This window comes from Peptoniphilus sp. DNF00840 (assembly GCF_001553125.1).
Lineage (GTDB): Bacteria > Bacillota > Clostridia > Tissierellales > Peptoniphilaceae > Peptoniphilus_A > Peptoniphilus_A vaginalis.
Genome location: NZ_KQ960192.1, coordinates 1 through 19439, shown reverse-complemented (window position 1 = coordinate 19439; position 19439 = coordinate 1). Strand labels below are relative to the sequence as shown.

The window sequence follows — 19439 nt, the reverse complement described above, 5'->3', positions numbered from 1 at the left end:
CCTTTACAAATCTCATAAGCTAGTAATAAATTACCCCAGAGAAAATTTTTTATTCAAAGTACAATAATAGCTGACCACTTTCCACCATGTCGCCTTCTCTTACTCTTATATCTTTAACTTTTCCATCAATGTTTGCAACAATATTTGTTTCCATCTTCATGGCTTCAGCAACAAAAAGGCTGTCTCCCTTTTTAACTTCGTCGCCTTCAGACACAAGAACTTTTACAATCTTGCCCGGTATTGATGAACCAACTTCCTTTTCATTCTTTGGATCGGCATAAATTTTTTCTTCTCCAAGACTTTCTCCTGCCTTTACAGTTTCGTCCTTGATCTTAATAGTCCTTCTTGATCCATTTATTTCAAAAGTTAGGTTTCTTGTTCCATCTTCTAATAGTTTACCAACTTCAATTAAAGTTACAATTAAAGTCTTACCTTCTTCAAGAGAAATTTCTGTTGACTCGCCTTCCATAAGTCCATGGAAGAATACGTCGGACCCAATTCTTGTTACTTCACCATTTTCTTTTATATAGTCAAGGTAGTCATCAAAGACCTTTGGATATAGGGCTGAAGAAATTATATCTTCTTCACTTGGACTTATTCCCTTATCTTCCAAATGTCTTTTAATTTTATCAAAGTCCTCATCCTCTAAGAGTTCTCCAGGTCTTTTTGTAATTGGACTTTCTCCCTTAAGAATCATTTTTTGTAGGTCCTTAGGAAAGCCTCCATAAGGTTGACCCATCATACCCCTAAAGTAAGTCATAACAGAGTCAGGATAGTCGAGGTTCTTGCCCTTTTCCAAAATATTTTCTGGAGTGAGTTCATTTTGCACCATAAAAATGGCAAAGTCCCCAACCATTTTTGATGAAGGAGTAACCTTTACAATATCTCCCACCATTTCGTTGACTCGCTTGTACATTTCCTTAACGTCCTTAAACTTGTGACCAAGTCCAAAGGATTCAACTTGTGGCTTTAGGTTTGAATATTGTCCCCCAGGAATTTCATACTTATAAATTTCTGTAGAACCTGACTTCAAATCAGATTCAAAGTTTGCATAAACTGGTCTAACTGCAGCCCAATATTTTGAAATATCCTCTACCTTGTCTAAGTCGATTTCTGTATCCCTTTCAGTGTTTTTAAGGGCAGCGACAACTGAGTTTAGGGCAGGTTGTGAAGTAAGCCCACTCATAGAGTTAACTGCTGTGTCAGCAATATCAACTCCAGCTTCAGTTGCCTGCAAGATTGTGGCAACCCCGTTGCCAGTTGTGTCGTGAGTGTGAAGGTGGATTGGAAGACCCACTTCTTCCTTTAAGTTCTTGATTAACTTCTTAGCTGCATAAGGTTTTAATAGACCAGACATATCCTTGATGCCGAGAATTTGTGCCCCAGTCCTTTCAAGTTCCTTGGCAAAGTCAACATAATACTTAATAGAATACTTGTCCCTCTTCTCATCAAGGATGTCCCCAGTGTAGCACATTGTTGCCTCTGCAATTTTCCCATTTTCAAGCACTTGGTCAATAGAAAGCCTCATACCGTCAAGCCAGTTAAGTGAATCAAAAACCCTAAAGAGGTCAACCCCATTTTTCGCAGACTCTTTTATAAACTTAACAACAACATTGTCTGGATAATTTTTGTAGCCCACTGTGTTGTTGCCACGAATCAGCATTTGCAAAAGCATATTTGGCATCCTTTCACGAAGGAGTCTCAACCTTTCCCATGGATCTTCGTGGAGGAACCTATAAGCAACATCAAAGGTTGCCCCGCCCCACATTTCTACAGAAAATAACTTGTCCATGTTGTAGTTCATAGCCTCAGCAATCTTCACAAGGTCAATAGTCCTCATCCTTGTAGCCATAAGTGATTGGTGGGCGTCACGCATACTTGTATCAGTTAAGAGAAGCTTCTTTTCCTTTAGGATATGATCCTTAATTCCATCAGGTCCAAGTTCATCAAAAATTTGCTTGTAACCCTTGAAGTCCTTCCTTTCAAAACTTGGAACTTGAGGAACATCAAAATTTTTCTCAAGAGTCTTAGTGTCATTGACAACTCTCTCTCCAATAATTTTCATTAGTCTAAGTTCCTTGTCCTTGGAAGACTTAATCTCAAACAACTCTGGATGCTCTTCGATAAAACCTGTGTCGCAAGTTCCCTCTTCAAACTCTTTGGTATTTAAAACATTTAACAAGAAACCAATATTAGTCTTAACTCCACCAACCTTTAGTTCAGAAAGAGATCTCTTTGCCTTTCTTATGGCATCCTTCCAAGTCCTTGCCTCAGTAATTACCTTTACAAGAAGAGAATCGTAATAAGGCGAAATCACTGCACCAGTAAAGCCGTTGCCACCGTCAAGCCTTACCCCAAAACCAGAAGATGACCTGTATAAATTAATTTGCCCAGTGTCTGGCATAAAGTTGTTGAGAGGATCTTCTGTTGTGACACGACATTGGATAGAAAAACCCCTGTGGTCAATGGCATCTTGACTGCTGATTCCAATTTCTTGGCTGTCAAGCCTGTAGCCCATGGCAACAAGAATTTGTGACTGAACAATATCAATGTCAGTGCACATTTCTGTAACAGTGTGCTCAACTTGGACTCTTGGGTTAACTTCTATAAAGTAGTGGTCTCCCTTGGAGTCAACTAAAAATTCAACAGTCCCAGCGTTAGAATAACCAATAGACCTTGCAATCTTAAGGGCATCTTGGCAAATTTCTTCTCTTAGTTCCACTGGAAGAGAAAAGGCTGGAGTGTATTCAATAACCTTTTGGTGACGTCTTTGGATAGAGCAGTCCCTTTCATAAAGATGAACAATGTTGCCATACTCATCTCCCAAAATTTGCACTTCAATGTGCTTTGGCTTGTGAAGATACTTTTCAATAAACATTGAGTCATCCCCAAAGGCTTTTTTTGCTTCGTTCTTGGCAGATTGGAACTTATCCAAAAGTTCATCTTGGCTCTGGGCAATTCTCATGCCCCTTCCGCCACCACCAGCAGCAGCCTTAATCATAACAGGATAGCCGCAAGACCTTGCAAAGAGAAGAGCCTCTTCCTCGTTGCGAATAGGTTTCTCAATCCCAGGAATAGTTGCAACACCAGCTTCCTTTGCAACAATCTTTGAAGTGATCTTGTCCCCAAGCTTTTCCATAACCTCTGGACTTGGTCCAATAAAAGTAATCCCCTCTTCCTTACACTTCCTTGCGAACTCAGGATTTTCTGACAAAAATCCGTAGCCAGGGTGGATGGCATCAACACCCTTCTTCTTTGCAAGACTAATTATCTCGTCAATGTCTAGGTAGGCATCAAGAGGTGACTTGCCCTTGCCAATCTCGTAAGACTCGTCAGCCTTTGTCCTAAAGAGTGCCAGTCTGTCCTCTTCAGAATAAATGGCAACAGAGCGAATCCCCATTTCTCTTGCTGCCCTGAAAATTCTAATGGCAATCTCTCCACGATTAGCAACTAAAATTCTTTTGAACTTCTTCATAATTTCCTCCCTTTTAGTTTTAGATATTATACATCAAAAACAAAGTAAATTGTAGAAGTAATGTATAAGGAATTGGTCACACAAAAAAGAACCCTCTTGCGAGGGCTCTTGTAAAACGATATAAAATTATCTCTTTGAGAATTGAGGAGATTTTCTAGCCTTTTTAAGACCGTATTTCTTTCTTTCCTTCATTCTTGGATCTCTTGTTAGATATCCTGCTTTTTTAAGAACTGATCTGTATTCTGGATCTACTTCTAGTAGGGCTCTAGCAACGCCGTGTCTAACAGCTCCTGCTTGTCCTGAGTATCCTCCACCGATTACTTTTACGATTACATCGAAGGATGCTTCTGTTTCTGTAAGTTCTAGTGGTTCTTTTGCAACTATTCTTAGTGTTTCAAAATCAAAGTATTCTTCGATATCTTTACCATTGATAATAAATTTTCCATTGCCAGGTAGAAGTCTAACTTGGGCGATGGATTTTTTTCTTCTTCCAGTACCTCTGTATTGTATAGTTTCCATTCTTACCTCCAATTAAAATTCATAAACTTCAGGTGCTTGTGCTGCGTGTGGATGTTCGTTTCCAGTGTAAACTTTAAGTTTTTTGATCATCTTTCTGCCTAGTCTGTTCTTAGGAAGCATTCCCTTAACTGCTAGTTCGATAACTTTTTCTGGTCTCTTTTCCATCATTTCTGCGTACACAATTTCTTTTCTTCCACCTGGGTATCCAGTGTGATATGCGTGAATTTTTTGGTTTAGTTTGTTACCTGTCAATACTACTTTGTCTGCGTTTATAACGATAACGAAGTCTCCACAGTCCACATGTGGTGTAAAGATAGGTTTTCTCTTTCCTCTTAAAACACTTGCAATTTCTGATGCTAATCTACCAAGGATTTTTCCTTCGGCGTCGATAACATACCATTTTCTTTCAACTTCATTTGCTTTAGCCATATAGCTTTTCAATGAATTTTCCTCCTAAATAGTTTAAAAATTATTCCGGGGCTTTTTAAACATGACACTTATTTTAGACTATTAAGTCTATCTTGTCAATATTTATGGGAATTTTTCTTAAATACTTTCTCTTTCTTTTTCGATGTTTACATTTTCAAGTGGTGTTGGATAAGCTGAGTCCTTCTTGAATTTTTCAATTTGCTTCTTAACTCTATTTACTGAAGCTATTGTTCCCACTCCTGCTACACATCCACCTGGGCATGCCATACCTTCTAGTAGGTAGCCGTCTAGCTTGCCTGCCTTGGCAATTTTTAACATCTTCTTACATTCTGCAAGGGTATGTGCTCCTTGGATGTGGATGTCTCTTTCTGGTGCAAGTTTTTCTGCTACTACTTTTACTGATTCGGCTACGCCACCTGCTATTGGGTATCCTCTACCAAGGGCTGATCCGTCATCTACTACTTTTTCTACTTTTATTTCTGATGGTTCTATGTCCTTTGCTACGAACATTCCCATTAGTTCTTCAAAGGTTATTACAAAGTCTACGTCTGATTTTACCTTTGTATCTATGGCTTCAAGTTTCTTTGATGTACATGGTCCTATAAATACTACTACTGCATCTGGGTCCTTGGCCTTTATGTGGTTGGCTGTGTATCTCATTGGTGAGCCTGAGTCTGATACTTGTTCAAAGAATTCTGGGAATTCATTTTTTATCATTAGGGTCCAGGAGAAGCAACAGCTTGTACCCATAAATGGAATGTCTTTTGGCACTCTTTCTAGGTATTCTTTTGCTTCGTGTAGTGTTGTAAGGTCGGCTCCAAGGGCAACTTCTAGTACATCTTCAAAGCCTAGTTGTTTTATTGCTTCTATTATTTGTTCTGCACTTACGTTGGCACCAAATTGTCCTATGTAGGATGGTGCTATGGCTCCGTAAACTTTCTTGCCTGATTTGATTGCCTTTATAAGTTGGAAGATTTGTGTCTTGTCTGAGATTGCTCCAAAAGGACATTCTGCTATACATCTTCCACAAGCTACGCACTTTTCATGATCTATTTCTGCTCTGCCAAATTCGTCTGATGAAATGGCATTAACCCCACAAGCAGCTGCACATGGTCTGTCGTACTTTACTATTGCAGAATATGGACAAGCGTCATGGCATCTTCCACATCTTACGCATTTATCTTTGTCGATAATTGTTCTATCTTTACCCATAGAAATGGCATTGACTGGACAAACATTTATACAAGGGTGGGCTATACACTTTCTACAATTGTCTGTTGTGTAGTATGCCTTTGTTGGACAAGCTTCGCAACCAAATTTTATTACGTTTATTAGTGGTTTTTGGTAAGCGTTGGTGTCTATATCAACCTTGTCAAAGCCGTCTGTTACATTTTTAAATACGCCAATCTCTCTAACATCTAGCCCCATCGCTAGTCTAAGTCTTTCGTCGACAACTGCCCTTTCTCTAAAAATATCACTTCTATATTTTGCCACTTCGCCAGGTACTATCTTGTAGCTGGATTCTTCCAGGGCAGATATATCTAAATCATTATAGGCAATTCTTGCAACTTCAGCAAAAACTTTTCTTCTGATGTCGACAAGTGTTCCATAAATTTCTTTCATCGTTTCCCCTTATTACTTATATTCTTAATTTATCAATTATTTTTGCACTAACTTCTTGTGCAGTAGCCTTTAGCATTATCTCGTCGTCTACGATGACAACTGGTGATGCTTCGTTGTTGTGAATCTTGCAATAGTTTAGACAATGTGCAAATTCAATTTCTAAGTTTTCAGCAGAACATAGTTCGGACTCTGGTCCGCACAAATGATCTTGTAAGTACTCTACTGCATCGTAAATAGCATTTGCTCCCATAAGAGTGCATCTAGCACCCATACAAATAGTAACTTTCATATATCCTCCTCATCACTCTATAAGGATAGTTTAACATTTAACAATCATTTCTTCAATCATTATAATTAATTTATGATAATTATATTAAAAGTGCTAAAATATAGAAGAGGTGGAATATGAAAAACATTGAAATTTTAAAAAATTTGACTCTCTTTAAGGGCCTTGATGATGAAGAGTTAATAGAAATAAAAAAATATTTATCTGATGTGAAGACTTATGAGTCAAGAGAAATTATTTTTACTATTGGTGATGAGATAAATTATTTTGGCATCCTACTAAGGGGTCAAGTGGACTTGTCTCTTGAAGACGTCTTTGGCAACAAGGCAATCTTATCAAAGTTAACTGGCCCTGCCCTCTTTGCCGAGTCTGTCTTGATAAGAGATGTGGGCGAGATCCCTTTGTCTGTGGTGGCAGCTTGTGACTCTGAAGTTATTTTCTTTGACTACAAGGCTTACAAGTCATCAGCTTCATCTTCTCTATTAAAGGTCCAAGACAATCTAATAAAAATCTTGGCGGGTAAAAATTTATTTATGCGTGACAAGCTTAACCTACTTAGTCTTCCTTCATCTCGTGCCAAAATTTTATATTTTCTATCTAGTGAGGCTCGCAAGAGGAAGTCAAAATATTTTACAATTGATTTTAACATTAGCGAGCTTGCACAGTTTTTGAACTTGAATCGGTCTTCACTATCTCGTGAACTTTCGAAACTAAAAAAAGAAGGCCTCATTGATTATCACAACAAGACCTTCCGCATTTTATAATTTTATTTTCTTTTTCAATTTTAAAATTTTAATTAATAATTTATTCTTTGTTTTGATGGGCTACTCTTGCACAGGCTGCTGCAGCTATGGCTGCCACCAAGTCATCGGCAAAAGTAGTCACTCTTTCTACTTTTTTCTTTTCATCTAAGTCTTTGATTATGCCAATTTTTTTCTTATCAAGATAACCAAAGTTTGTAAGACCAATTGTCCCATACATATTTACAATCCCAAGGGTAAGTATCTCATCAATTCCATAAAGTCCCTCGTCATCTCTTATTATTGATAGCAAGGGTTCAGGTAGCTTGCCTTCATTTGCCAAGTCGTCTAGGGCAAGTCCTGTTAGGATTGCGTGGATAGATTCCCTCTTCCTAACAACACTTTCTACACTTTCAAGGCACCTTTCCAGACTTAAATCACTAATATAATCTCCTTGAAGCTCTTGGACAAGTTTTGCAATTTCTATTAACTCTATTCCAAAGTCCTCTAGTCTCTTGACTGTAAGTTGGTAGAGTTCTTCCATGTCATATTTATATAATTTATCCTTCATAGATTCTCCTATCTTCTTCTCATTCTCGCCTTGCTTCTTCTCATCATCTTGGCTCTTGAAATTTTAATTGAGATTCCATAGATAAATCCAGGAACAAGACTTGCTACAAAAAGGCTTAGGGGGTTGTAAGCAATCCCCAAAATCTTAATAGCATAAACCTGTGGCATCAAAAAGAATTCTAAGGGGAACTTCCAATAGGACCCTCCCACTGACCTTGAAAAGACTTCTCTTCCCAGGCCCACAAAGGCAAAGGCAAATAGGACAAGACCAATTAGCCAGATTAAATTGCCTGCTAGAAAGTCCAAGCTCCTTGCATTCTTCTTTGATAGTCCCTTGCCAAAATTAAAGTAGAGGATCAGAATAAGGGCCACTAAAATAACTCTAAAGGCAAGGTTGCCATAGACAAGGTTCCTCACTTGGCTGGATAAGTTAATCAAGCAAGCAAGGGCAAAGGTTATAAAAACTATTAAGATGTGAAAAATTAAAGCTCTAGTGTTATTTCTCATCTCAGGACCTACTCATTAATATATTTGCTTGCATTTTCTGTTGCCTTTATATTCATATCCTTGTCTACCCAAATAATTGCAGCACCAGTTTTGTCTGACAAGGCTTGTATTTCCTCGTCACTTGAATTAAAGGCAGCAGTTGATAGGAAGTCACAAAGGCCAGAGTCTTCTTTGATTACAGTTGCGGACTTGATTTCATGGGCTGGCTTCAAGGTATCAGGGTCGATGATGTGGCAGTATCTCACGCCGTCAAGGTCAAAATACCTTTGGTAGTCACCACTTGTAACTATGGAAGTGTTAGTAACATTTAAGGATGTCAAAATATTTTCAGGACTTTCTAAATTTGGGTTTTGAATTCCAATATTGAAGTTGTCCCTGCCATCTATTGGCCTACCAATAATTCTAACATTACCACCAGCAGAAATTATAGAGGACTTAACTCCCCTATCTTCAAGTTCTCTTGCCACAAGTTCAGTTGCAAATCCCTTGGCAGTCGCACCAAGGTCAAGTGCCATTCCCTTTTCAAGGTAAACTTCATTTTTCTCTTCATCTAGTTTAATCTTACCTACGTCTGTAAAAGGACGTAACTTTTCAAGTTCCTTATCACTTGGAAGGGCCTCACCCTTTAGGGCAATGACTTCTTTCTTAGTCTTACCTCCATCGTAAAGTTCGCTGAACTCATTCCAAAGTTTTGTCACAGGTCCCAAGGCAATGTTTGTGTTGTGAGAAATGTTGTTGTAGTCGTCAATAGAATCCTTGATTAGTTTAAACAAGGTGTCATTAACAACCACTGGCTTAATTCCCGCATTGTCGTTAATTGTCTTGACATTTACAAGACCTGGATAAGTCTTGTAGTTGTCAAAAAGTTTGTGAAGTTCTTCATATCTTTCCTTGGCATAAGTCAAGTTTTCCTTAGCAAACTTGTCATCGTCGGTGTAGATGGCAATCTTTACCACTGTGTCGAAAGTGCCGTAAAATTCAATTTCTTGCTTCAAGCCATCCTTGTTGACTTCAATGGAAGCCACCTCTTGGTTTGCCTTTACGTCTTCCTTTTTTATGTTTCCAGCATCCTTGTCCTTGCAGCCAGATAAAAGTAAAAGACCGCTAAGGCATAGTGCCAATAAAGTTTTTTTCATAATATCACCTTTCTCTATAATACCATTTAAGTCGCCATTTTTTCAACAACTTTAAGCTTAGGATCTGGCTTGTGGGACTTGCCCTTCTTTTAAAAGTTTAAAATTTATTTTTAATGGATTTTAATGAGTTGAGATTTTAATTCCTAGCTCCATCCTATATAAGATAAATTTAAAATCTTTTGACCTTTTACCCAATAAAAAAAGTCAGCGGACTGATCCACTGACTAATTTCTCATAAGATTGAAGATTTATTTTTCGTAAACTGGTCTTAAGTATTCCATATATTTTGGATTTTTACCATGTGTTAGGTCTGCAAAAAGTTTTTTAAGTTCTAGACATACCTTGCCTGGTTTTCCATCAGCAACTTTTATATCATCAACTTCAACTACTGGAGCAACTTCCATAGCTGTTCCTGAGAAGAATACTTCGTCTGCGTTGTAAAGTTCTGTTCTTGCAACAGATTTTTCTACACATTCAATTCCTAGTTCTTCTTTTGCAAGTCTCATTACAATATCTCTTGTTATTCCTTCTAGGATGTCATCTGATGCTGGAGGAGTCATTAACTTTCCTTTCTTGTATAGGAAGATATTTTCTCCTGGGCCTTCACATACAAAGCCATTTCTATTTAGTAGGACTGCTTCATCGTAACCGTTTTTTGTTGCTTCAAAGGATGCTAGGGCTGAGTTTAGGTAGCCTGCTGTAGCCTTTGTTCTAGGTGGCAACATGTTATCTGCTATTCTAACCCAAGATGATACCTTTACTTTGAAGGCTTCTCTGTCTATATATTTTCCCATAGGTTGTAAGTAAATAACTACACAGTCATCTTCGTGTCCGTGTAGACTAATGCCAACTGTTTTTCCGTCTTTGTAGGCAATTGGTCTGATGTAAGTTGTTTCTCTAAATCCATTTTTTCTTAGAAGTTCGATTGTGTAATCTGCAAGTTCTTCTGCTGTATAGCCTACTTCTAAGTTAGCAACTTTTGCTGATTGCAAAAATCTCTTGTAGTGATCTACAAGTTTGAAAGCGTAAAGTTGTTCATCTTCTTCGTTCCAGTAAGCACGAATACCTTCGAAGACTCCTAGTCCGTAGTTAACAACTTTGGATCTAATGCTTATAGACACCTTTTCTTCTTCTACTATTTCACCATTATAAAATACATATGATTGGTTCATCTTTCTTCCCTCTCTTTAATTTTTTATTTATTTTTAAGTTGCTCTTTCTTTATCATGTTACTTAAAAATATTAAAATGTATTTTATCACTTTTAAGTGCAAAATTCTAGTATTTTAAAAAAACTTTACCCATAAAATTTTTTCTATCTTTTTTTATTTATTTCTTTTTGTAAGTTTTTCTCTTCATATAGATTTATTTTGACTTATTAATTTTCTATTTTTAAATTTTCACTAAGCCCTTTTGTCTTATGAGTCAAATTTTTTTACTAAGTTGTCAACTTTCATAACTCTATAATTTTTTATAAAGTCATAAACTTTCACTCCTCCATAGTTTTTTATAAGGTCATAATTTTTTACTTCTCCATAGTTTTTTATAAAGTCCTAGTCCCTTATAAGTTTGTCACATCTTCCTCCCTAATCCTTTTTTTGTAAATTCTATTTATCCTCCCACATCTTAGCAACTGTAACTCATAAATCTTCGCAGCAAAAAAGAGACTACAAGTTGTAGCCTCTTCTTATAAATTTGAGATTTAATTTAGATTAAATTTCTGCTTTAATTCTTTGTTCTCTATCAATAGCTTCTATTAGTTTTGGAACAACTGCGTTGATATCTCCAACTACTCCTAGGTCAGCTACTTCAAAGATTGCTGCTTCTGGATCCTTGTTAACAGCTATGATAAGGTCTGAGTCTTCCATACCTGCAACGTGTTGGATTGCTCCAGAGATACCCATTGCGAAGTAAAGTTCTGGTCTAACTGTCTTACCAGTTTGTCCAACTTGGTGATCTTTTGTTATCCAACCAGAGTCTACTGATGCTCTTGATGCAGAGATTTCTGCTTCTAGCTTGTCAGCAAGTTCTTGAAGTGGTTTGAATCCTTCTGGTCCACCAATTCCACGTCCACCAGATACAAGGATCTTAGCTTCTGTGATATCTTTCTTGTGAGATTCTTCTTTTGCAATGTCAACAATTTTAACATTCATATCTGCGTCAGTGAAGTCTACTTTAAATTCTTCAACTTCGCCTTTTCTTGATGGGTCGTTGTCAAGTGCTTGCATTACGCCTGGTCTTACTGTAGCCATTTGTGGTCTAAAGTCTTCACAAATGATAGTAGCCATTAGGTTACCACCAAAGGCAGGTCTTGTCATCATAAGGTTCTTAGTTTCTGGATCTATTTCTAGTTTTGTACAGTCAGCAGTAAGTCCTGTGTGAATTCTTGCTGCTAGTCTTGGAGCAAGGTCACGACCTATTGATGATGCACCGTAGATTACGATTTCTGGTTCTTTGTCCTTGATAATTTTTGTTATTGCCTTTGCGTAAGGTTCAGTAACATATTCCTTTAGCATTGGATCTTCTACTACGATAACCTTGTCTGCACCGTGTCTAATAAGAACGTCTGCGTGGTCTTTTACCTTTTCGCCAAGTAAAACACCAACAACATCTTGTCCTAGGTCGTCAGCAAGTTCTCTTGCTTTTCCTAGAAGTTCTATACCAACTTTTTCAAGTTTATTGTCTCTTTGTTCTATAAATACAAATACATCTTTACTCATTTTAAACCCCCAATTAGATAATATACTTTTCTTGAAGTTTAGCAACGATAGCTTGAGCTGCTTCGTCAGCAGTTAAGTCAGTTAAAAGTACGCCCTTACCTTTACCTTGTTTAGGGAAAGATTTTCTAACTTTTGTAGGTGAACCCTTAAGTCCTATGTTTGCCATGTCAAGTTTGTCTTTAATATCTTCTAGACCCCAAACTTTGATTTCCTTTTGGTAAGCTTCAAATACTTTACCAATTGTCATATATCTAGGTTCTGCTAATTCTGCTATTGCAGTGATTAGGCATGGGAATTTAATATTAATTGTGTGATATCTATCTTCGAATTGTCTCTTAACTGTGATACCTTTTTTGTCATCGTCAAGTTCAAGTTCTTGTACATAAGATACTTGTGGAACTCCAATGTGTTCTGCGATTTGTGGTCCAACTTGTGCTGTATCACCGTCGATTGCTTGTCTACCACAGATGATTAGATCAAAATCTAGGTGTTGAAGTGCTGCAGTGATTGTACAAGATGTTGCCCATGTATCAGCTCCACCAAAGGCTCTATCAGATACTAAAATTCCTTCGTCAGCTCCCATTGCAAGTGCTTCTCTTATTGCTTCTTGAGCTTGTGGAGGTCCCATTGATAGGACTGTTACGTGGATATCTGGGTTTTCATCTTTAAGTCTAAGTGCAACTTCTAGACCTGATTTATCATCAGGGTTTATGATACTTGGCACACCATCTCTAATAAGTGTATTAGTAACAGGGTCAAGTCTAACTTCATTAGTATCAGGTACTTGTTTAATACATACTACTATATTCATTTATATTACTCCTTCCGATTATTTAACGCCCATCCAGCTAGATACAACCATCTTCATTACTTCAGATGTACCTTCGTAAATTTCTGTAATCTTAGCATCTCTCATCATTCTTTCTATTGGATAGTCACGAGTGTATCCGTATCCACCGAATAATTGTAGACATCTTCTAGTAATATCACTAGCTGCATTAGCTGCAAATAGCTTAGCCATTGCTGCAAAGTGTCCATAAGGAAGGCCTGATGATTTAGCATCTGCTGCTCTATAAACTAATAGTTGAGCTGCTTCTGCAGTTGTCTTCATATCTGCAAGTTCAAATTGAGTGTTTTGGAATTGAGAAATTCTTCTGCCGAATTGTTTTCTTTCAGTAGTGTATTTTACAGTTTCATCAATTGCACCTTCAGCAATTCCTAGTGCTTGAGATGCGATTCCAATTCTACCACCATCAAGTGTCTTCATAGCGATAGCGAATCCCTTACCTTCTCTTCCAAGAAGATTTTCCCTTGGTATTCTACAGTCTTCAAAAATAAGCTCACAAGTTGAAGATCCTCTTATACCCATCTTGTCTTCTGGTTCTCCAACAGTAAATCCTGGAGTTCCTCTTTCAACTATGAAAGCTGAAATTCCATGGTTGCCCTTAGATCTGTCTGTCATTGCGATTACAACGAATACATCAGCAAATCCAGCGTTTGTGATAAAGATCTTTGAACCGTTAAGTACATATTCGTCTCCATCAAGTACTGCAGTTGTTCTTTGTCCACTTGCGTCAGTACCAGCACCTGGTTCTGTAAGTCCGAAAGCACCAATTTTTTTACCTGCTAGTAAATCTGGTAAGTATTTTTTCTTTTGTTCTTCTGTTCCGTTTTCATAAATTGGAGCACAGCATAGTGAAGTGTGAGCTGAAACAATTACACCAGTAGTAGCACATTTCTTAGAAAGTTCTTCTACTGCCATAGCGTAAGCTAGGTAGTCAGCGCCTTGTCCACCGTATTCTTTAGGAAATGGTATTCCAAAGAAGCCGTATCTGGCCATTTTTTTAACATTTTCCATAGGAACTTCTTCAGTTGCATCTACATCAGCAGCAACTGGTTCTACTTCATTTTCAGCAAAAGCACGATACATTTGTTGTAATAATAGATGTTCCTTATCCAATTTTAAATCCATTTAAAATCCCCCTAACAATAATTTAAAGAATGTTATTTAATTAACATACGTCGTTTCTATTATATCATTCTGTCCTTGTTTTTCAAGACTTTCTTTAACTTAAAACTTCTATTTAAAACAATTTCCTCTTTCATAAAAATAGAAACTAATAGTAAGAATATTGGCTTAATTTTGAAAACTTTGTCAAGTTATAAAGTCTTTAAGTCTAATAATTTTTCATGAAGTCATAGATCTTCATAAAGCCCCAAGACTTTGGGACAAGGTTTTTTATACATTTCTTAACTTTTCAATTTTAATTAAGCCTTCTTAATCAATGATTCATTGCAAAGAAAAATTCGAAAGATTCCTAACTGTTTTTGGGCAAAATAAAAGGACGGATAACCGTCCTTTCTTTTAAATATCCGCCTTAACAACAAGTACAGATTTCTTTGAATGATTTATTACCTTATTTGATACAGAACCAAGTAGAGTTCTTGAGAAAGCACCTAGTCCCCTGTTGCCCATTATAATAAAGTCTACATTTTTTTCTTCTGCGAACTTACAGATCTGTTCGCCAGGATTTCCTGAAGTGTAAAAAGTTTCTACCTTGAATGGGTAACCCTTTAGATCACTTTCTGCATCCTTAAGTATCATCTCAGCTCTTTCAACATTTGCCTTATCGATTTCAAGTGTGAAGTTGAAGTTCGCTGGATATTGCTCAAAAATAGAAGTTTCTGGTGTTACTGTGAGAATAAGTAGTTCAGCACCTAGCTTTTCTCCCATGTCTCTTGCAACGTCAATTGATTTCTTTGAACTCTTTGATCCGTCAATTGGTACTAATATTTTCATCTTTTACCTCCTATTTATTATTTCTATCTTCATTATACCCTAAGGCTTGGACTTTTAAAATAACAAATCACTTCTTTATAGAATTAAAGTAATAAGTTTAAAATTTTTAATTTTAAAATTTTATAAAGTCTTATTTTCTTATGGCTTTGTAGTCTTTAACTGATTTATATTCTCTTACAACTTTCTTGTCTTTCACTAAGTCCTACTATCTTACAAGTCCATCGTCTTTAATAAAGTCCTAACATCTTACAACTTCATTTTCTTTCATTGAGTTGTTATCATCTTATGACTTCATCAATTTTTATTAACTTGTAACATCTTATGACTCTACTTATTTGAATAGAGTAACAATCCCCCACAACTTAATATCTTTTTATAAAATCTTGCCCCTTCACAACTTCACTAGCCTTTCTTTAGCTCCCCCTTCTCTCTACTTTCAAATTTTTTAATCAAGATAGTCTTATAAAAAAATTTGACAAATATAATAAATAGACTTATTATTAAGTCAAGTGACAAGGTGTCACTTTGGAGGTAATATGGCAAAACAAACTTTTAATAACTTAGACGAAAAGAGAAAAGAAGAGATTTATAAGAGCCTCAAAGAATACTTTGAGGCAGAAGATCTTAAAAAGATTAGCGTATCTGGGATTGTAAAAAAACTTGATATAGCAAGAGGATCCTTCTACCAATACTTTGAGAGCCTTGAAGACTGCTACGACAGTCTACTGCAAAGGGAAACTGGTCAGGTCCACCACAAGTTTTATTTCCTCTACAAGGAAAACAAGGGCGACCTTGAAAGGACCCTTTGGACCTACCGAGATTATTTGGCAGAAGAACTCTACGGCAAAAATTTAAAAAACTTATATGTTGCAAAATTTTTCTTGTTTGAAGATTCCTTTGTCACTCATGGCAAGAACTTTTTGATAAAAAACTTGTCAAAGGACAACTACCACCGCATGGTCTTTATCATGGCGATCTTCCACCAGCTTCTAAAGGAGTCCATTACTAGGGACTATTCCAAGGAAGAATTTTTAGAAGTGTGTGACACCTACATCAAATGGTTGTTAGGAGGTATAAATAATGAATCAATTTGAAATATTTTTTGACGGACTTTACCTAAGTCTAGTCATCTTTCTCGGCATAAGAATGCTTTTGATAAATCACGAGGACAGCAAGACTCTTGGAGCTATGACCCTACTACTTGGACTTGGCGACTCCTTCCACCTAGTCCCAAGAATTATTGCCAACGTCATGGACAACGGCTTTGTTGTTAATTCAACTTCACTCTTTATTGGGACTAGGGTTTCTTCTATTACTATGTCAGTTTTTTATCTCTTGTTTTACTTCTACATCAAGAAGACAAAAGACTTAAAGAATAAGGGACTTGACATCACAATGCTTGGTCTCTTTGTGGCAAGACTTATAACAGTTCTTGTGTCCTTTAAGAGTGACGCCAATATGGACCTCATCTCAAACCTTCCTTTTGTAATCATGGGTCTAATTGACATTGTCCTCTTGTTTAAGAATAGAAATCTTGAGACCTTTAAGAGGCTTTACATCTACGTCTTCTTTAGCTTCCTCTTCTACATCCCCGTAGTTTTATTCAAAAAGGCTTATCCTTCCGTTGGGATGCTTATGATGCCAAAGACTGTTATGTATGTTTTAATTGTCCTAAAGCTTTATAGGAATTTGCAAAGGAACTTTGTTAAGAGGGACCTCATGGAGTATGCCTTCGCCTATCTCCTTTCAGGAATTCTTGTGGGGGCATCTTACAGAGAATTGAGCAAGGTCTTTGAAGTGACAAAGTATATGTCCCTTGCCCACACCCACTTAATTGTTTTGGGTTTTGTCCTTCCAGGTATTTTTTATCTCTTGATAAAAAATTCAGACCTTGCCGATGAAAAAATCAAAAAATTATTTAATCTTTACAATTTGGGAATTTACTTGGCATTCACTTCAATGATTATTCACGGCCTTGTGGATTCACTTATGCCAATGCGACTAACTGAGATAGGACTTATCTCTATAAGTGGAGTGGGTCACATCCTTCTCACAATTTCCATTATCCTACTTGGCACAAGTGCCTTGAGGTCAAGAGAAATTAAAAGAGCTTAATAAATAAAAATAATCTGTTGGGAAACCAGCAGATTTTTTTTGCCATTTTGCATTGGCTTATTGTTTTCTATTATACTTTCTAAGTTTTCTTTTCACTTTACTTTCATCTCACAATTTTTTCTTTACCTTCTCTAAAAGGACAAAAAAATAAGACGGCATAAGCCGTCCTATATCTTTAATTTATTGCCAAACACTTACGTCTTCAGCCTTGTCGCCCTTAACTGCATTGTGTCCATTGGAAGCGTCTATGATTTCATAGTATGCCCAGTGGCTCATTGGCACGTCAGAGAATTTCTTCAAGCTGTTTGCATTTACATTTGCAAAGGAAGTTGCCTTAGTGTTTCTTCCAAATACAGAGTTTAGAACTGTAACAGCTTCTGCTCTTGTAAGTTTTTGATCTGGTTTAAATGTTCCATCAGAGTAACCCTTGATTTTTTTACTGCCATAAAGTTGTTCGATAGCATTAGATGCCCAGTGACCCTTTACATCCTTGAAGTTTGAAGATCCTGGATAACCATCTTTAACAAATACAGCAATCATTTGTGCAAATTCTGCCCTAGTGATTCCTTGGTTAGGTTTAAATGTTCCATCAGAGTAACCCTTGATGAAGCCCTTAGATACTGCAAAGTTGATTTCATCAGAATACCAATTGTTGTTGGCATCTTTAAACTTAGTAGTTGGGTTCTTAGGAAGTTCTTTTCCTTCATTAACAAGTCTTACAAACATCCTAACAGCTTCTGCTCTTGTAACTTCCTTGCCTGGTTTAAATGTTCCGTCAGGATAGCCTGCTATATAAGAAGGTTGGTTTACTTCAGCAGTAGCCTTTGCTTCTTGACCTGCAATCTTAACTTCAGTAGACCTAGAAGTTTTTCCAGATTCCTTAGCTTCAACCTTAATAGTTTCGCCTGCTACTAGGGCTCTGTTTAGGCTGATGTTGTAAATACCAGTTGAGCCTGCAGTTGTTCCACCAAGTCTTACTCCATTTGCATCGTAAACAGTAACATCTGCATAAGGACCTACATTACCTCTTACAAAGCTTGCTCCAGCAGAAAGTGCATTTACAACTGGAATCATTGAGTAAGTAGAATTACTTGTAGAAGTTCCATTTACATAGTATTCTAGACTTCTTGAAGTTGAAACGTATGGAGAGTTCCAAGATACATTGAAGTAGCCATCAGAATCTATTTTACTAGAGCCTAGATAAGTTCCATCGTCATAAACATAAACTGTTCTTGTCTTGTAACCCTTTAGGTAACCAGATGCTGAGTAGTTTGTTCTTGAAATGTCAGTTGGATAAACTCTAGCGTCGTATCTGTTGTACCACCAGTCACGTCCATAGTAACCTGAGCCAACTAAAGTTTTTGTTGCATCATTAAATCCAGTCTTTGAAACCTTAATTTCAACCTTATAGATTCTTCCATAATAATTGTCTAGGTATTCTTTGGAGCCATTACTTAGTTTGTAGTATGGACGACCGTCTAAGTCTGTATAAACTTTCTTTCCTTGATAAGTTTCCCAATCATACCAGTAATTCTTTCCATAATATTTAGAGTCTCTTAAATCGAAGCTATAATCACCATTAGAATTAGTATAAACTCTGTCCCAATAGCTTCCATTAACATAGATTTCAACTGTGGCATCACCTACACTATATCCGTTTAAGTCTCTTACCTTGCCAGTGAATTTTCCATTGCTATATTCATTGGAAGTGATGTCGAAGTTTGTTGATTTTCTATAAATTTCTCTTTGTTCAGCCTTGTGTTCTTCTGTTTCTTCCAACTTAGCGTAAAGTTCTGTGTTTTCAGTTATTTTTTTATTAGGATCAAAAGGAGTATTTAATTCTTTATCTATATACCAACCACTGATAGTATATCCATCCAAATTAGGCTTTGATGGCTTTTCTGATTCCTTTACAACTTCATTGTTATTTACCTCTATAGTCTTTAAAGTTTCTTCACCATTTTTGAATGTTACTGTAAACTTTGTAGTATTTGTATCTGTTTGAGATTGAGTTCCTGATCCTCCACCGCCTTGTGTTCCACTTTGTCCACCAGTTTGTACTGTTGGGTTAGCTTGGTCACTTGTTGCTCCAGCAGATTGATTATCTGCAAATACGTTAAATGGAATTGATGTTACCATTACTCCTGCAAGCAATAGTCCTAATATTTTATTGTTTTTCATAAGTTTCCTCCTATCTAAAATATTTTCTGTTAAAACATTTTCCTTGAGCCTATTATACCCAAAACAATTGAAATTTCATTACAATTTACAAAATTTTAATAAATTTAATTCTTTTGTAACATAAAGTAGATAAACCTATGCGAGTGTATCTTTTGAGTAAACTATTTGTTAAGTCATAAATAATTTTTCGTGAGCTTCTCCCTAACAAATAAAAAATAATTTTTCATAAGCTAGGACTTAATAAAAAATAAAATTTTATTTATCACAAGCCAATAAAAAATGCAAATAAAAAAGGCAACCCTTAGATTGTGGTGACCCCATAAAGTTGGACCTAATACC

General features: G+C 36.6%; 17 protein-coding genes. 3 read left to right on the top strand and 14 right to left on the bottom strand.

Annotated elements, in window-relative coordinates; translation table 11 throughout:
- Positions 1 to 49 precede the first annotated feature (49 nt).
- The 5 genes from HMPREF1864_RS01165 to HMPREF1864_RS01145 form a co-directional block, all read right to left on the bottom strand.
- The gene (locus tag HMPREF1864_RS01165) at positions 50 to 3475 is read right to left on the bottom strand and encodes a pyruvate carboxylase (RefSeq protein WP_062571013.1); all 3426 of its coding nucleotides are present in this window, start codon (positions 3473 to 3475) and stop codon (positions 50 to 52) included.
- Positions 3476 to 3601: 126 nt separating this feature from the next.
- Positions 3602 to 3994 carry a 30S ribosomal protein S9 gene (gene rpsI / locus HMPREF1864_RS01160; protein ID WP_062571012.1) on the bottom strand — a complete coding sequence of 131 codons (393 nt, stop codon included), beginning with the start codon at positions 3992 to 3994 and terminating at the stop codon, positions 3602 to 3604.
- 12 nt (positions 3995 to 4006) lie between these two features.
- Entirely contained in the window at positions 4007 to 4435 is a 429-nt protein-coding gene (rplM, locus tag HMPREF1864_RS01155; protein WP_062571011.1) for a 50S ribosomal protein L13, read from the bottom strand.
- Positions 4436 to 4540: 105 nt separating this feature from the next.
- Positions 4541 to 6046: a 4Fe-4S dicluster domain-containing protein gene (locus HMPREF1864_RS01150; RefSeq protein ID WP_062571010.1), complete on the bottom strand. Its 1506-nt coding sequence runs from the start codon at positions 6044 to 6046 to the stop codon at positions 4541 to 4543.
- A gap of 16 nt (positions 6047 to 6062) precedes the next feature.
- On the bottom strand, positions 6063 to 6335 hold the full coding sequence (locus tag HMPREF1864_RS01145) for an NAD(P)H-dependent oxidoreductase subunit E (protein ID WP_019108415.1): 273 nt from the start codon (positions 6333 to 6335) through the stop codon (positions 6063 to 6065).
- A gap of 116 nt (positions 6336 to 6451) precedes the next feature.
- Between HMPREF1864_RS01145 and HMPREF1864_RS01140 the strand changes: the two genes are divergently transcribed.
- A complete protein-coding gene (locus HMPREF1864_RS01140; RefSeq protein WP_062571009.1) occupies positions 6452 to 7096 on the top strand; it encodes a Crp/Fnr family transcriptional regulator in 645 nt (214 codons plus the stop codon).
- Positions 7097 to 7136: 40 nt separating this feature from the next.
- On the opposite strand, the gene HMPREF1864_RS01135 is transcribed toward HMPREF1864_RS01140, so the two are convergent.
- From HMPREF1864_RS01135 to HMPREF1864_RS01100, 8 genes are all read right to left on the bottom strand, one after another.
- Complete coding sequence (locus tag HMPREF1864_RS01135; protein WP_062571008.1) at positions 7137 to 7643, bottom strand: phosphatidylglycerophosphatase A family protein; 507 nt, start codon at positions 7641 to 7643, stop codon at positions 7137 to 7139.
- Positions 7644 to 7651: 8 nt separating this feature from the next.
- A complete protein-coding gene (locus tag HMPREF1864_RS01130) occupies positions 7652 to 8149 on the bottom strand; it encodes a hypothetical protein (RefSeq protein WP_062571007.1) in 498 nt (165 codons plus the stop codon).
- Positions 8150 to 8157: 8 nt separating this feature from the next.
- Positions 8158 to 9285, bottom strand: coding sequence for an FAD:protein FMN transferase (locus tag HMPREF1864_RS01125; RefSeq protein WP_062571006.1), 1128 nt, complete (start codon positions 9283 to 9285; stop codon positions 8158 to 8160).
- 248 nt (positions 9286 to 9533) lie between these two features.
- The gene (locus tag HMPREF1864_RS01120) at positions 9534 to 10457 is read right to left on the bottom strand and encodes a branched-chain amino acid transaminase (RefSeq protein ID WP_062571005.1); all 924 of its coding nucleotides are present in this window, start codon (positions 10455 to 10457) and stop codon (positions 9534 to 9536) included.
- 539 nt (positions 10458 to 10996) lie between these two features.
- The gene (locus tag HMPREF1864_RS01115; protein ID WP_062571004.1) at positions 10997 to 12004 is read right to left on the bottom strand and encodes an electron transfer flavoprotein subunit alpha/FixB family protein; all 1008 of its coding nucleotides are present in this window, start codon (positions 12002 to 12004) and stop codon (positions 10997 to 10999) included.
- Positions 12005 to 12017: 13 nt separating this feature from the next.
- Positions 12018 to 12815, bottom strand: a complete 798-nt coding sequence (locus HMPREF1864_RS01110; RefSeq protein ID WP_062571003.1) for an electron transfer flavoprotein subunit beta/FixA family protein — start codon at positions 12813 to 12815, stop codon at positions 12018 to 12020.
- An 18-nt stretch (positions 12816 to 12833) separates the two neighbouring features.
- Positions 12834 to 13976, bottom strand: coding sequence for an acyl-CoA dehydrogenase (locus HMPREF1864_RS01105; protein ID WP_062571002.1), 1143 nt, complete (start codon positions 13974 to 13976; stop codon positions 12834 to 12836).
- 393 nt (positions 13977 to 14369) lie between these two features.
- Positions 14370 to 14804 carry a universal stress protein gene (locus tag HMPREF1864_RS01100; protein WP_062571001.1) on the bottom strand — a complete coding sequence of 145 codons (435 nt, stop codon included), beginning with the start codon at positions 14802 to 14804 and terminating at the stop codon, positions 14370 to 14372.
- A gap of 536 nt (positions 14805 to 15340) precedes the next feature.
- Here HMPREF1864_RS01100 and HMPREF1864_RS01095 point away from each other — a divergent pair.
- Positions 15341 to 15898: a TetR/AcrR family transcriptional regulator gene (locus tag HMPREF1864_RS01095; RefSeq protein ID WP_062571000.1), complete on the top strand. Its 558-nt coding sequence runs from the start codon at positions 15341 to 15343 to the stop codon at positions 15896 to 15898.
- Positions 15885 to 16919 carry a DUF2871 family protein gene (locus HMPREF1864_RS01090; RefSeq protein WP_062570999.1) on the top strand — a complete coding sequence of 345 codons (1035 nt, stop codon included), beginning with the start codon at positions 15885 to 15887 and terminating at the stop codon, positions 16917 to 16919. Before HMPREF1864_RS01095 ends, HMPREF1864_RS01090 begins: the two co-directional genes overlap by 14 nt.
- A gap of 180 nt (positions 16920 to 17099) precedes the next feature.
- Here the strand turns inward: HMPREF1864_RS01090 and HMPREF1864_RS01085 are convergent, their stop codons facing one another.
- Positions 17100 to 19100 carry an S-layer homology domain-containing protein gene (locus HMPREF1864_RS01085; protein WP_062570998.1) on the bottom strand — a complete coding sequence of 667 codons (2001 nt, stop codon included), beginning with the start codon at positions 19098 to 19100 and terminating at the stop codon, positions 17100 to 17102.
- Positions 19101 to 19439: the final 339 nt, after the last annotated feature.

Coding starts and splice junctions, on each gene's coding strand:
- HMPREF1864_RS01135 (WP_062571008.1), bottom strand. CDS start 7,643: ATGAAGGATAAATTATATAAATATGACATGGAAGAACTCTACCAACTT.
- HMPREF1864_RS01115 (WP_062571004.1), bottom strand. CDS start 12,004: ATGAGTAAAGATGTATTTGTATTTATAGAACAAAGAGACAATAAACTT.
- HMPREF1864_RS01125 (WP_062571006.1), bottom strand. CDS start 9,285: ATGAAAAAAACTTTATTGGCACTATGCCTTAGCGGTCTTTTACTTTTA.
- HMPREF1864_RS01165 (WP_062571013.1), bottom strand. CDS start 3,475: ATGAAGAAGTTCAAAAGAATTTTAGTTGCTAATCGTGGAGAGATTGCC.
- HMPREF1864_RS01145 (WP_019108415.1), bottom strand. CDS start 6,335: ATGAAAGTTACTATTTGTATGGGTGCTAGATGCACTCTTATGGGAGCA.
- HMPREF1864_RS01085 (WP_062570998.1), bottom strand. CDS start 19,100: ATGAAAAACAATAAAATATTAGGACTATTGCTTGCAGGAGTAATGGTA.
- HMPREF1864_RS01105 (WP_062571002.1), bottom strand. CDS start 13,976: ATGGATTTAAAATTGGATAAGGAACATCTATTATTACAACAAATGTAT.
- HMPREF1864_RS01110 (WP_062571003.1), bottom strand. CDS start 12,815: ATGAATATAGTAGTATGTATTAAACAAGTACCTGATACTAATGAAGTT.
- HMPREF1864_RS01095 (WP_062571000.1), top strand. CDS start 15,341: ATGGCAAAACAAACTTTTAATAACTTAGACGAAAAGAGAAAAGAAGAG.
- HMPREF1864_RS01140 (WP_062571009.1), top strand. CDS start 6,452: ATGAAAAACATTGAAATTTTAAAAAATTTGACTCTCTTTAAGGGCCTT.
- HMPREF1864_RS01090 (WP_062570999.1), top strand. CDS start 15,885: ATGAATCAATTTGAAATATTTTTTGACGGACTTTACCTAAGTCTAGTC.
- HMPREF1864_RS01120 (WP_062571005.1), bottom strand. CDS start 10,457: ATGAACCAATCATATGTATTTTATAATGGTGAAATAGTAGAAGAAGAA.
- HMPREF1864_RS01150 (WP_062571010.1), bottom strand. CDS start 6,046: ATGAAAGAAATTTATGGAACACTTGTCGACATCAGAAGAAAAGTTTTT.
- HMPREF1864_RS01100 (WP_062571001.1), bottom strand. CDS start 14,804: ATGAAAATATTAGTACCAATTGACGGATCAAAGAGTTCAAAGAAATCA.
- HMPREF1864_RS01130 (WP_062571007.1), bottom strand. CDS start 8,149: ATGAGAAATAACACTAGAGCTTTAATTTTTCACATCTTAATAGTTTTT.
- rpsI (WP_062571012.1), bottom strand. CDS start 3,994: ATGGAAACTATACAATACAGAGGTACTGGAAGAAGAAAAAAATCCATC.